The 13,976-nt window shown below is 36.7% G+C and carries 12 protein-coding genes; 2 read left to right on the top strand and 10 right to left on the bottom strand.

Features of this window, described 5'->3' with window-relative positions:
- Positions 1 to 39 precede the first annotated feature (39 nt).
- The 5 genes from B3139_RS05855 to B3139_RS05875 form a co-directional block, all read right to left on the bottom strand.
- Positions 40 to 774, bottom strand: coding sequence for a hypothetical protein (locus B3139_RS05855; protein ID WP_293880739.1), 735 nt, complete (start codon positions 772 to 774; stop codon positions 40 to 42).
- Positions 775 to 916: 142 nt separating this feature from the next.
- Positions 917 to 1,315 (bottom strand): response regulator, encoded by a 399-nt coding sequence (locus tag B3139_RS05860; RefSeq protein WP_293880741.1) that lies wholly within the window; start codon positions 1,313 to 1,315, stop codon positions 917 to 919.
- A 78-nt stretch (positions 1,316 to 1,393) separates the two neighbouring features.
- Positions 1,394 to 1,984, bottom strand: coding sequence for a Crp/Fnr family transcriptional regulator (locus tag B3139_RS05865; RefSeq protein ID WP_293880743.1), 591 nt, complete (start codon positions 1,982 to 1,984; stop codon positions 1,394 to 1,396).
- A gap of 87 nt (positions 1,985 to 2,071) precedes the next feature.
- A complete protein-coding gene (gene bla / locus B3139_RS05870; RefSeq protein WP_293880745.1) occupies positions 2,072 to 3,019 on the bottom strand; it encodes a class A beta-lactamase, subclass A2 in 948 nt (315 codons plus the stop codon).
- A 233-nt stretch (positions 3,020 to 3,252) separates the two neighbouring features.
- The gene (locus B3139_RS05875; protein WP_293880747.1) at positions 3,253 to 4,161 is read right to left on the bottom strand and encodes a hypothetical protein; all 909 of its coding nucleotides are present in this window, start codon (positions 4,159 to 4,161) and stop codon (positions 3,253 to 3,255) included.
- Positions 4,162 to 4,715: 554 nt separating this feature from the next.
- On the opposite strand from B3139_RS05875, the gene B3139_RS05880 reads away from it, so the two are divergent.
- Positions 4,716 to 5,714 carry an OmpA family protein gene (locus B3139_RS05880; RefSeq protein WP_293880749.1) on the top strand — a complete coding sequence of 333 codons (999 nt, stop codon included), beginning with the start codon at positions 4,716 to 4,718 and terminating at the stop codon, positions 5,712 to 5,714.
- 75 nt (positions 5,715 to 5,789) lie between these two features.
- Here B3139_RS05880 and B3139_RS05885 read toward each other — a convergent pair whose 3' ends face one another.
- From B3139_RS05885 to B3139_RS05905, 5 genes are all read right to left on the bottom strand, one after another.
- Positions 5,790 to 7,121, bottom strand: a complete 1,332-nt coding sequence (locus B3139_RS05885) for a L,D-transpeptidase (protein ID WP_293880751.1) — start codon at positions 7,119 to 7,121, stop codon at positions 5,790 to 5,792.
- A gap of 379 nt (positions 7,122 to 7,500) precedes the next feature.
- On the bottom strand, positions 7,501 to 9,057 hold the full coding sequence (locus B3139_RS05890) for an ABC transporter permease/substrate-binding protein (protein ID WP_293880753.1): 1,557 nt from the start codon (positions 9,055 to 9,057) through the stop codon (positions 7,501 to 7,503).
- Positions 9,054 to 9,974: an ABC transporter ATP-binding protein gene (locus B3139_RS05895; protein WP_293880755.1), complete on the bottom strand. Its 921-nt coding sequence runs from the start codon at positions 9,972 to 9,974 to the stop codon at positions 9,054 to 9,056. Before B3139_RS05895 ends, B3139_RS05890 begins: the two co-directional genes overlap by 4 nt.
- A gap of 1 nt (position 9,975) precedes the next feature.
- Positions 9,976 to 11,169 carry an ergothioneine biosynthesis protein EgtB gene (egtB, locus tag B3139_RS05900; RefSeq protein WP_293880757.1) on the bottom strand — a complete coding sequence of 398 codons (1,194 nt, stop codon included), beginning with the start codon at positions 11,167 to 11,169 and terminating at the stop codon, positions 9,976 to 9,978.
- Between the two features lie 12 nt (positions 11,170 to 11,181).
- The gene (locus B3139_RS05905) at positions 11,182 to 12,165 is read right to left on the bottom strand and encodes an L-histidine N(alpha)-methyltransferase (RefSeq protein ID WP_293880759.1); all 984 of its coding nucleotides are present in this window, start codon (positions 12,163 to 12,165) and stop codon (positions 11,182 to 11,184) included.
- 221 nt (positions 12,166 to 12,386) lie between these two features.
- Here B3139_RS05905 and B3139_RS05910 point away from each other — a divergent pair, with 221 nt between their 5' ends.
- The gene (locus B3139_RS05910; RefSeq protein ID WP_293880761.1) at positions 12,387 to 13,928 is read left to right on the top strand and encodes a protein adenylyltransferase SelO; all 1,542 of its coding nucleotides are present in this window, start codon (positions 12,387 to 12,389) and stop codon (positions 13,926 to 13,928) included.
- Positions 13,929 to 13,976 lie beyond the last annotated feature (48 nt).

Genomic DNA, 13,976 nt, shown 5'->3' on the forward strand with positions numbered 1-13,976 from the left:
CTCCACATGTCGAATTATTTGGGAAATAACGAGCAATCCTCAATATCGATTCTTATCGGAAAATTTGAAATCCTGTAATCTTGGCAAAGGCCTTATCAAAACTGTCTTCTTTCGTATACTAAGTACTTTGCCTGATCCAAAGTGCTCATCTGTTTCGGTTCTTATTCCGCGTATGAGATCAAATTTAGTTTCAGTAAAGATCGTGTTTTCGTCAAAATAGCTTTTGGCGATATCACTAGTAAGTTTTTCAACATAAATCAATTCGAAATTACCTCTATTGTACTTGAAGTGATAGGTTATATTTCCACCTTTAATTTCTTGCCACATTTTTAAAATTCCTTTTTCAATAATAAAATCGGGCACTTGAAAACCATTGTACTTTCTTTGGTTTTCGACTGGATATTGCGGTTCAATAGCTTGATCTGAAGTTAATGCTAAGGTTAACTTCCCCTGATTTCCAGATAGAAATATTTGTAATCTCAACGGTTGTGAATCATCAGTTGTATCCATATTAACGGTAATTTTATCCATTTTACCGTCATTATTTAAATCCCCAATCTCTTCTCTAATCTGATAAGTGTATTTTTTTCTGCTAACAATATTTTGAGAAAATAAATTTAACGGTACTAACATCAAAATAAATGCAATGAAACGATAAAAGCTTTTATTGAAACCACCCCTATTATTTTGGTCTGCCCCATTCGTCAAGTTAAGAATATACGCTTTTGGATCCATTAAATTCATATAAACCTTTACATATTTAACAACATTCATTTTTTGCAAAATTTAATTTCAGCCTCCCCGTCTTCGACGGTTACATAATCTGGTAGGACACAACCAATCGGCGAATACTTCTTTCTAATCTAATTATAATGATCGTATTTTTTTATATATTGATACTGCCGTAAGGAAGGTATCATTCTGCCCACTCTAAGATACAGCATTCGTATATTTCATCGAAAATTAACTGAAGAGATTTTTCCCCTTTTTGGTATATCTTCTTCGCACCATTATAATACATCTGGTCCACCATTGGACTGCAAAACAGGCTAGTGTATCCAAAAATTAAAGCGTTCGGATTCAGCTCTTTCAGCAAAATAGTAGTTTGAGGTCCGTTCTTAATAGGCATCAAAATATCAAGAAAATATACACTAGGCTTGAGATCCATTTGATCGATTGCCAAAATTAAATCGCTCCCATTGTTAAAAACGGCATGAAGATGGAAACGTGGATCCCTTTTTAAAATAATAGAAATGAGCTTTCTATGAATTGGCGAATCATCTGCCACTGCGATACCAATACTGTTTTCAGTCATTTTACAAATCATGAAGCAAATTAACATCACAATAGCGTTAAAAAAATGCACAAAATTGTGCATTTTATCGTATAATAGTTATAAAATTGATATAACATTGTTGAACGTATTCCGATGTATTCCAAGATATGATGCGATATGACCATAAGGAAATAATTTAAATACTTCGGGCGCATGAAATTTTAATAGTTTTATTTTATCTGCTGCATTTTTTGATTGTAGAATCTCGATATTTTTCAGTGCCGTGACGAAATTTGGTTGAATAATCATTAGTTCCAATTGATAAAATCTTGGAAATTGCTCATACAGACGTTTAACTGCTGGAATATCCAGCATCAATAGCAAACAGTCATCCTGTACCCGATAATCTTTCTTAGATGGTCGGTCTTGAAGGTAATCTTCAAAATTAAAAATTATTTCTCCCAGAGATGAAGGATAATGCAAACTGGTAATACGGGTGGTACCATCCGGCTGTAGGATACTTGAATATACAGCGCCCTCAATAATTAAAGCGATTGTAGTGACGCGTTCGCCATATGAAAAAATAATTTCTTTTCGACGAAATCTTTTAAAGATTAAAATCTTGTTAAGTTCAAAAAGTTCCTCCTCATTCAAATTAAAATGAGAAAATTTATCGATAACATATTGGTTTACAGCTGATTTTTTCATTTCTTTGCACAAGAATAACATCCATCTATCTCCTAATCATTCTCCTAAAAGCAGGTTTAATCTAACATTAATTTCGTACACTCCAATTTATTTCTCCAAATAGAAATCCCAAGTCGCCTTTGATATAGCTGAAATCATTTGTGCATTAACTTCATTGCTCTCTTTAGAATCCGCCACAAAAACACTGATAATAAAATACTTACCATTAGGGAGAAACACTATACCGATATCATTAAAAGCGGCCGTAATTCCTTCGCTGTTTTTGCCAGAATATCCTGTCTTGTGTGCTACTACCGTTCCTTTTGGTAAAGCTCCCTTTAGCCTGTCTTCACCAGTATTTGTTTCTCTCAGAGTTTTCCAAACAAAATCATAACTATGCTGGGATAGTAGATTATTTCCATTGGCATAGAATTTCATCAAAAGCTCACTTGCAGCGTTAGCTGTTGTCCAATTTTGAAACATATTTTCCCATTTAGACTGCATATCCTCTTCGGTATAGTTAATTTCAAAATTATCAATAATATGGTTTTTCTTGAAATAGTCCTCCACTGTCTTCGGTTTGCCTAACAAGCGAATTAGCACATCACAAGCCACATTATCACTTTGAGAAACAGAATATTGGATTAGTTTTTTAATCGTAAAATCACCCCCTTTTGGATGTTCGTCTCTAAGCGGGCTCCAAAAGTCAGGGAGAAGTTCCCTTTCAGTAACTTTTATCTTTTTGTTTAATGACAACTTACCTTTGTCTACTTCTGAGAGCACTGCGAGAGCAATATGCAGTTTAAAAACACTTTGTAAAGGATAATGCTCTTCAGCGTTTATTGAAATGCTATCCTGACCATCATTTGCTAAAATTGAAACTCCTACCCTCATATCCTTCGTTGAAATTATTCGTTCAATTTTCTCTTTTAATAGAGCAGTTGTTTTCTGCGCAAAAAGCTGATTCAAATTAGTACATAAAAGAAAAATAGCTATAAAAAAATAACACTTAATATTCTTTTTAGATGTTAAAAGGTGTAGATACGAAGTATGCATTGCCCGAGATTATTAGTTGTCTTACCTGGATTCAGCTAAATTTAAATAAAAAAAATTTTTTCTAGTGTTATTTTGGGATAAGAAAATAACAGTGACGTGATCATAATCAGAAATAGCAGAATGGCCATCGCTATTTGAGATTGTGACAATACGGTTTTGAAGACTAAAGAGGATTTAAATTTATTAACAAATGATTGTTGGAAAAAATATAACATCCCTATCTATAGGTTTGCTTATTCAAATATTCTCGTTGTAAAAAGATCTTTCAATTTGTCAAAGTTTTGTTTAGGTTTTTTGCAGATATAAATCGTCTGTAGCACCCATCCTTCGTTACTGGCATATGGACTATATAACTTTTTCACAGGAATGATTTCTTCAAAAAAAGGATAAAAAAACTCTTCGCTGGTATCGTTGTAACAAATGGCTATTACAGTTTTTGGCATTTGTCCAAATGGTGCCCAACTGTAGAAACTACCGTGGTAGCAAAAGGCATTCGGAAGCCTGTATGTACTCTTCATCAGCTCGATAGCGCCAGCCTGAGAATAATGTTTACCCCAAATGAGACAGTTCGACTGTTCATTTGCAGGCAAACTGTCATAAACGGATCGTAACTCCTGCATAGTACTTTCCCACTTTTGCTTTGTAATGTATTCTTGCATAGGAAGAACCTCCTTACCATTTTTCACGTTTTTAGGAAGGTATTTGTGAATAGTATCTATATAGTGGGCATAAGAATAAATGGGTAGACCAAAAGGAATCAACATAGTTCCTAATAATAAAATAAAACCTAATGGATATAACAACCACCTTCTTCGAGGCATAATGATACGCTCAAAAAAAACACCCACAAATGGCAATAATGTTAGAACAATCGGGAAAAAGTAATAGGCTTTGCCTTTAGAATACGCTAAAAATAGAACAGAAAATAAAATTGAAGTCGCTAAGGGCCGGTAATGATGTTTTATTTTTTGACCTCCTAAAATGAAAATAAATGTAGGAAGTAGCATGATAGATGTAATCGGGTTGATATCTAAAAAGAGACCAGATACTACTTCAGTGAAAGTAAGATCATCCAATTGCGTCAGGTAAAGTCTATCAAACATATGCAAAGCTGGAAAGTCATGTACGTATTGCCATACCATATTTGGTGGTTTCCGGTTGCTATATGCAGTAGCTCATCTCCCTGAAATCCTGAATGTATATCTGCAATGATATGAAGTGTCAGTTTGAAGATACAGAAAATAAAGATAATAATTTTTGTGCTTTTATCCATTAGTTTTTGTGTGCGGGTTATCTTTGTTGACTTAACTATACTATATAAGGTTGAGGATCTAAAAATAGAAATTTTCAGCCAATTTATTGGCGAAATCACGATAGCCAAATCTTTTAATATAAATTACCTTGTCTCCATTTACTTTAGCAACAGTCAAACCTCTACGTGATGATTTTTATTGCTATTTATTTTTACTGTTTGAGAAAAGAGAGAGTGAAAACCATGAACAAGAAACGAGCTTAAACGGATTCCATAATAATAGGAATTTATACTAAAATGCTTCAACAACTTTACTCCTGCAGCTTCCTAAAGACTTCAATAGGAGCTGCGTAAAAGAAAAAGAATTGCTCCGCATTTCAATCCAATTGACAAATATGTCAACGTTTTAGGCATAAAATTTGCCACAGCTAAAATAAAGAAAATATGAAAAGCACAATACTTTTATTGACATCTGCATGGGCAGTTGCCTCATGCACCCAACAGGTAAAAGATAATACCCCGCCGCCAACTCCACAGGAAAGAACGATTGAAGAAGCGCCTACAAAAATTGACACAACAACAAGCTTTGATCTTGCAAGTATCCCGTACTCAGAGAGTGATATCGGCGTGTTCCCATTTTTTACTCCGCCAAAAGGTTACAAAGAGATGAACCAGCCCATTAAAAAAGACTTTGATGTTTGCTATTTTGCCATCAACGGAGTTATGAAACCATTCGAAGGTAGACTCTATAAAGCAAATATAACAAATGAGCAAGGTACTCAATTTTCACAACGCTATTTTGAAAAAAGCATGGAGGATTATTTAGCGTCTATCGGCGCTGTAAAAGTTTTTGATGGCACCATTACAAGGGAAGAGTATGATCGATACAATAAGCAGGATCCACACAAAGGTGATGAAGGTGACATCGGATATGTTGATGAACAAATCAGAGTTTATGTTATTAGAACCAAAAATCAAGGTAATATATTTATTCAATATACGTGCAACAATGCTGGAGCCAAACTTAATATTCTTCAAGAGAATGATTTCAAACAAACGATAAAAAAAATTACAGCAGATGAAATCACAAAAGATCTCTCTGAAACAGGTAAATCGATCGTTTATATCACATTCGATACGGATAAATCAAGTATTACCACGTCAGGAATCGATTTGGTCATTCAGATTGCCGAAGCGCTAAAAAATGATCCCTCATTAAAAATCGCAATCGAAGGGCACACGGACAATATTGGCGATAGCGCTCACAACAAAAAGCTTTCTAGTGATCGTGCAAAAGCTGTGATGGATGCACTCATTGCTCAGAAAATTGATAAATCCCGATTATCAGCTAAGGGCTACGGTGCAGACCGTCCTTTGGTCGCTAACGACTCAGAAGACAACAGGTCTAAAAACAGACGTGTGGAACTCGTCAAAATTAAATAAAAAGGTATGTAAACACCCCCATGATACTTGTAGCATAAAGTTTCATGGGGGTGCTAATAAGCAATTAGAACTTATTTATTTCCCTGAATTAATGTCTACAGGAAGTGGATATCCTTTACCTTTCAATGCTGCAATTCTAACAACGATTTCTTTCTGGCCAACTACCTTTTTCGTTACTTGGCCTTTGTCTTTTCGGCTTTCTTTATCAGCGGCTCGTTCTTTTGCACTATCGCCTGTTGAGGATGATTCCGGATTGTCAACGCCGGCAATTTTATTACCACGCGCATCCTGATTCATATCTTCCAAACCTTTCATTAAGCTAGTGCGCTCTTGCTCACTGAGCTTCTCTAGCTTGATATTATATTTATCAAGAACACGGGTCGCATTTTCAATGGTATTTGTACCTCGCTCATAAACATCCCGAAAGATATGCAAACCTCCATCCTGAGCAACAATGGTTTCATATCGAAGTTCTACTAATACAGGTTGCTTTAATTTTACAGTTTCAGTTTTTGTATCCTTTTTTTCGTAATTAGCGATTGCCTCTGCCGAAATCGGATTTCCTGCTACTAAGGACAAAAATTTTGTAAAATCCTGCACCTGACCGTCCGTAAGACCAACACAACCATGAGAAGCAAACGCTCCCAATTTGGATACATCTTTTCCGCCATGAATCAAAGACGGCATACCAATGGGAATTTTAATGGGCCCAAGAGGGTTTAGTTTACTTCCAGCAGGGACTTTCTCGCCCGGACTAACCTTACCTTTCACCCAAGGCTCATCCGGAGGTGTCCATGTAGGATTAAATATGATGTTGGTCGCTTTACGTACACCAGTAGGCAACGGGAACTCGGGATATCCAATAGCAATACTGTAGGTCTTAACTAGCTTGCCCTGCTGAAATACATCCATTCGAAAAGCTGGTCCATTTACAATAATACGCGTGTCTTCAGGAATATGATTTGGCTCAATTGGTAGCGTATTTTCTCCATCATTATAACGTGCAGTTATAAAATGAAAGAATTGAGCAGCCTTTTGATTACCGAGTATTTTGACAATTTGAGTCGTGGCCTGGTTTATAGACTCTTTAAATGATTTACTGGAAGGTTCATCCTCCTCGCTAAGTTTTTCCACAGCTGTACTCGCTGCTACCTTTAAATCAGCAATCTGCCTTTGACTGAGTTGCAATTGGGATTTTAAAGAGGACTCAAAATCCTCCTCATAGAAGAGGGCATTAAGGAACGCAAGTGTAAAATCTGTATTCTCAGCCTGCTCCTTCATTTTAGAGACTTCTTTCCCTGCCGGCTGATTTTTAGTATTGCGGTCCCGGCAACCTGTAAAAACAAAGCTTATCAAAAATATGCCCCATAAAGAGATCTGGATGATGTTTTTATAATTAGATAACATAATAATATTTTTCATTTAACTTATCAACAAGCTTAACAAGCAAATAGTTCGAACACGTAGAAATATAATTTAAATTCATCACATCCTATCAATTGAAAGCAATTCGACTCCATTATCATCAAATTATAACGATGTTAAGCCACTAACTCAAAGTGGCCTGACATTAAGCGCGAGTCTTTTTATAGGTAACGTGTTTGTTGTCAACGGTGCAATGCTCCCAGGATTTGTTGATCAATCCTCTCCATAATAAAATTTTCATAGCTATGTAGTTTAATTTATACCACAATAAGCTATATTGCGATGTTCTTGAAACAATGTCAGAGCATTGATAGTTTCAATTATTTACATTTTGAAGTAAATGTTGGAATTACTTTTTCGGTTATTCGTATTTTTTTAAGTCGCTAATACTTTGGATATGATTTTGTTCAGCTTGAGAACGCCGCATCATTAGAGCGTATGCATTATTAAAACCAAGAGGTTTTAGCCAAGTAATGCCAAATCTCTTCTCAAATTCACCCTTTACATAGTTATAGGTGCCAGCAGGATCTTTGGACACATTGGATATAATTTGTTGCTCCGGTTGCAGTAATACCAAAAGCCCTGTCCCCGTATACTCCACATAAAAGTCTACGGCATCGTGTATCAAAGCATCAAAGCAAATTTTGGTTCCGCCAAGTCCTGTCTTTGTCTCCACTTTATAATCAGTATACCCTTCAAGGAGAATTTTATAAATGGCCGACAAAATGTATTGTTCCCCAAAAATTTTAGAACCTATCCTGATGGTACCAGCCTGACCTCGGCGTGATGGTCTATAGAGTTTGTTTTGCACTAAAAAGTCCTTGGCAATATTTTCAGGCGTCTGTTTTAGGAAATCAGCCCTATAATTAAGGCTAATCATCACCGAATCAGTGAACTTCTCTGCCAATAGATTTATTGTCTCTTCCAATTGTGGAAATTTCTTGAGCGTCGCTACCTTGACAATCGGTGCGGCAAAGTAGGGCGGAAAAATATTCCTGTCATCTTTCAATGCAAGCAGATCATAAGCTTTGACGCGACCGTCAGTGGAATATCCACTAATAAGATCGATATCCTTTTCAAAAGCGGCTTTGTACATAATCGCATCGCTAATGATAAGCGGTTTTATTTTTAGACCATAAACACTACGGAGGCCTAAGTAACCATCCTGGCGCCCCATAAATTCGGGTGTAAAACCAGCTTTTATCTGCCGATTAACACTGTTTGTTCTTATATAGAGGATAGCAAGAATAAGAAGAAAGCTGGGCAAAATAAAGATTAGAAAAAATCTGAAATTAGCGATTGAATTTTGTAGCAATCCGATACCTTTATCTAAAAGTATCGCAAGTAATGCAGCGGGAATAGCTCCCGCTAAGATCATATTGGAGTTATTGAGTGATATACCACCAAAGATAAATTCACCCAATCCGCCGGCCCCAACGAATGATGCTAAGGTTGCGACGCCTACATTGATCACTGCGGCTGTCCGAACTCCGGCGACAATCACCGGTATACCCAGGGGAAGTTGAACTTTGAATAGTATTTGCCAATCGGTCATACCTATAGCTTTGGCTGATTCCAAGATAATATGGTCTACGCTAGTGATTCCAGTATAAGTATTTCTAATAATGGGTAAAAGTGCATATATAATAAGTGCAACAATAGCTGGAATAGGACCAATACCTAGGATTGGAATAAGAAACCCCAGCAATGCAATACTAGGAAGAGTTTGTAAAATCCCTGCAAAAGCTAAAACAATAGCAGCAAATTTCTTTTTCCTCGAAATCAATATTCCCAAAGGTACTCCAATAAGAATGGCAAATGTCAGAGCTAAAAATGTAAGTTCTAAATGCTGCCAGATCTGTATCACTAACTTCTCCTGCTGCTCAAGTGCGAATTGCCAAAGAGTTTGATCCGTCATACCACCTGCTGTTTTCTATACGTGTTGAATGCAACTATCATACATTCATAGTCTAGTATGGCATCCACACGTGCACTTAACACCTGTAAAACACGCCATAGGTCTGTGTTTTCAGAAAAACCATAGTTATCGATGAAATGATCCAACGCTATAATTCCTTTTAATTCATGTAGCATCGTTACTTTATACTCCAACAGTAAGCGATTTTCTAAAAAAAAATCAAACACAAATTCATTTGCTGGACTATATAGTAGCTCTTTAGGTGTTCCAATCTGTACAATCTTTCCCTCATCCATCAAACAGATACGATGTCCAAGTTCAAAAGCTTCAGGCACATCATGTGTAACCAAGACAATAGTTTTGCTTCGGATCTCTTCCAACAATTTGAATTCGGCATGGATGCCACTTCTAGTCATGTTATCCAGTGCCGAGAAGGGTTCATCCATCAACAATATAGGGGAATTGGCTATTAACGCCCTTGCTATACCTACGCGCTGTTGTTGGCCTCCGCTCAATTCATGTGGGTAGAGCTTTAACAGATCTTCTCCTAAATTTAATTTGCTTAGAAGCTCAACTGTACGATCCTTAATTTTATTTTTTTTCCAGTTCAGCAGTTCTGGAACCACAGCAATGTTTTTGGCTATGGTATAATGGGGGAAAAGGCCAGCATGCTGCATTACGAAACCAATTTCTCTACGCAAATCTTCCGGCCTCCTTTTGGATATATCTTTACCTCGGATAAAAATCTTACCCTTATCAGGTTCAATCAGCCTATTAATCATTTTTAAAGTAGTGGTTTTACCACAACCACTGGTACCCAAAATAACAAGAAATTCACCATCTCTCACTTCTATTGATATGTGATCAACGGCCGCCTTACCGTTAAATGATTTAGAAACTGAGTCGATCTCGACCATATTATCTGGCTAATCTAATTCCTGTGAACTGCCACTGATGTGCGGTTTGAAAAAAATTTCTGTAAGTCTTGCGGCTATGGCCTTTTGGTGTAGCTATTGAAGCGCCCCTTAACACCATTTGATTAATCATAAATTTGCCATTATATTCACCTACTGCACCCGCCTCTTTTTTAAATTTTGGATAAGGAAGATAAGCCGAACTTGTCCATTCCCAACGTTCTCCCCAACTAATGTGGTCGGCTGCGACTTCCCATTCCGCCTCTGTCGGAAGTCGCATACCTCTCCAAGACGCATACGCAGCAGCTTCATAGAAATTAATATGGCAAACCGCGGCCTCTAAGTCGATATCCGTCAATCCCTTCAGGGTATAATTCATCCACTTCCCATCAATCATATGCCAATACAAAGGCGCTTTTGCTTGATGCTTTTTAACCCAATCCCATCCTTCTGCATGCCAAAATTGAAAGTCTAAATATCCCCCAGCTTGTATGAAATCAAGAAACTGCTGATTTGTGACCAAGGTATTCTCAATTTCGAAATCATCTAGGTAGACTTTATGCCGTCCCAGTTCGTTATCAAAACAGAAACCTTGTCCCTCGAATCCAATTTCATAAATTCCAGCCTCAAATCTAACATACTCTCTGTCGTAATTCTTGCATTCGGGTGACGTAATTTCTTTGCTATAGGGAGGAAAAAGAGGATTATGCCCTAATATATATTTTATATCCGTGAGCAGCAATTCTTGGTGTTGCTGTTCGTGATTCAAACCCAAGACAAAGATACCAACAAGATTTTGTGTCAAAAATCCCCCATCCAAAAATTCGATCATATGCTTGTCAACGTATCGGCGGTAATTATAGATGTCTCCTACTGATGGCCTACTGAGATTACCTCGGTCCGTTCGAATCACACGGGAACCTATTGTTTCGTAATAGCTGTTGAAAACGAAGTTGTATTCGTCATCAAAGACTTGATAATTCGGTAAGTGGGGAATCAATATAAAGGTTTCAAAAAACCATGTAGTATGCCCAAGATGCCATTTTGGAGGACTAACATCAGCCATTGGCTGAACGACATAGTCCTCAATTTCCAAAGGCCGGCAAAGTTCCTCAGAATAGCCTCTTACAGTAAGATATTTTGCATATAACACTTCTTTTTCTGGCAATACGCTAACTGCTAAATTTATATTTTTCATAAACGATTATAATTACGCTACCCTCCAAATGGAATCCACAAACCAACCTTTGTTATCATTTAAATTTACCAACAGTTCAAATCCGGCCAAAGAAGAAAGACGTTGAATTTCCTCAAGCGAATATTTCTGTGAAATCTCCATGTCAATCAATTCATTTTCCTTAAAAAAAATCGAATCTCCTTTAATGTGTACATATTGGTTTGCTAGACTGACCAAAAAGCTTCTACAAGCTCCAGAGATAGGATCATAAGTTTGGTAATGCTGAAAATATTGTGTATCGAAGTTTGCGCCCAGCTCCCTGTTTATTCGGTTAAGTAAATTAATATTGAATGCCGAAGTGATTCCAGATTTATCATTGTATGCAGAGAGGATGGTGTGAGGATTTTTTTTTAAGTCAAAACCTATAATAAATAAATCTCCGGGACTCAATCTACGACGAATTTCAGCACAAAACAGTTGTGCTTCTTCCATATCCATGTTGCCAATATTTCCCCCTAAAAATAAAACTACTTTTCGACGTTCGGATATTTTCATTGCCTCATTCAGCATCTCAAAATATTCGCCTTTCAAAGGAACAGTATCTAAGTTTGGAATTTCTTCGGATAATTTTTCACACAATACCGTAAGGATATTGCCTGATATATCTATTGGCATGTAGGAATAATCGATATCACTTTTGCTAAGATGTCTTAATAAATGACTCGATTTAAGCGCATCACCAGCTCCCAGTTCAATGAGGTCGAAAGCAGAATAGTCAGCGGAGATGAGCTCAGCCATCTCCAATGTTCTTTTGCTAAAAATCTCGAGTTCACAGTCTGTTAGGTAATATTCCGGCATTTGCATAATGTCCTGAAAAAGCCGGTCGCCGATAGGATCATAAAAATATTTTGAATATAATTTCTTGGGATAAGTATTTAAACCTTCTATCACGTCTTTATGAAAATTACCTTCATAATTTTCTATCTCTTTGACGACACTATCAACTTGTAGACTCATAATTCGCTAAATTTTCCTATGGTTTCTTATGGAAAGATAACATTCAAACCGAAAGAATAGTTTCGTAATTGTCTCTGCTTTTATGTTATCAAAAAACAAAGCAGTAGTAAATGCTAGAACTGTCAATAGCATTAACTACTAATTCACTTTCTATTACTATTTAAAATGTAGAGCCATTTTAATATAAAGGGCTTTTCTTTAATAATTAATATCTTTGATGTATGAATATTGAACAGATCACACAACCTTTCCTTAAAATATTTCCTGGAGATTTTTCCAATAGCCCGTTACCGAGAGCTACGCCAAAAGTATTATTTGCAACAACTGAAACAGCAGGATTTGAACAACCCGAACGAATTGCTTTTAATGAGGCTCTTTCGACGGAAATAGGCCTTGGAAAATTTGAAGAAAACGATGTTAACTTTCTTGTAGGCTCCCAACTACCCAAAAATATTCAGACGTATGCGACAGCTTACGCAGGGCACCAATTTGGTAATTGGGCGGGTCAGCTCGGTGACGGACGGGCAATTTTCGCTGGAGAAATCATTAATTGTGAGGGTAAAAAAACGGAAATACAATGGAAAGGTGCTGGTGAGACGCCCTACTCAAGACGTGCAGACGGAAGGGCAGTATTAAGATCCTCTGTACGCGAGTACCTCATGAGTGAAGCTATGCATCACTTGGGCATTCCCACTACGAGGGCATTGAGCCTTTCCCTCACTGGTGAAGATGTAATACGGGATATTATGTATAACGGCAATCCACAATACGAAAAAGGTGCGGTAGTGGCAAGAACTGCAGACACGTTCCTTCGGTTTGGCCATTTTGAATTTCTATTTGCTCAAGGAGAACACAAATTATTACAAGATCTGCTTGATTTTACTATTGATAATTACTTCCCCACCATAGTCCCCTCTAACCCATGTAAATATAAAGATTTTTTTGAAACTGTCTGTCGAGCAACAGCAGATCTAATAGTAGAATGGTTGAGAGTTGGTTTTGTACATGGCGTAATGAATACAGATAACATGTCAATTTTGGGATTGACCATCGATTATGGTCCTTATGCAATGATGGAAGAATATAATTTAAATTTTACACCAAACACCACAGATCTGCCGGGAAGACGATATGCATTCGGTAGACAAGCACAGATCGGACAGTGGAATCTATGGAAATTAGCAAATGCGCTCCACCCGGTCATCAATGATGAAAAATTTCTTGAAAATTCATTGAGCAATTTTGGTGTATATTTTTCAGAGGCCAATAACAAAATGCTTTGCAAAAAATTTGGATTTAATGAGTTCATAAAAGAAGACGAATTATTTTTCTCAAACTGGCAAAGCTTGATGCAAGACCTTGAAATGGATCACACCTTATTCTTTAATCAATTGGAACAAATAAAAGCAGATACTGATGTTAAAGATCATTTCAGTCCCATTACATACACTGCTCTGAATGAAGAAAAGCTCAAAAAACTAAAAGATTTCATTGACCAGTACCAATACCGTTTGCGTTTAAATTCAATTTCAAAAGCAGAGTCACTAGAATTAATGAGAACAACAAATCCGAAGTTCATACTAAGAAACTATTTACTTTACCAATGTATTGAAGAAATCAGTAATGGAAACACAGCAATGTTATTAAAACTAACACAAGCTTTAGAAAAACCATATCAAGAAATATTTCCAGAGTTTTCTGTCAAGCGTCCGCCCATCTACGACAATATCGCAGGATGTTCTACGCTTTCATGCAGCTCTTAATTATAAAAAAATATGCCATTTGATTTTGATAATCTGTTGATTGTAAAA

It is taken from the genome of Sphingobacterium sp. UBA1498 (assembly GCF_002325125.1).
Classification (GTDB): domain Bacteria; phylum Bacteroidota; class Bacteroidia; order Sphingobacteriales; family Sphingobacteriaceae; genus Sphingobacterium.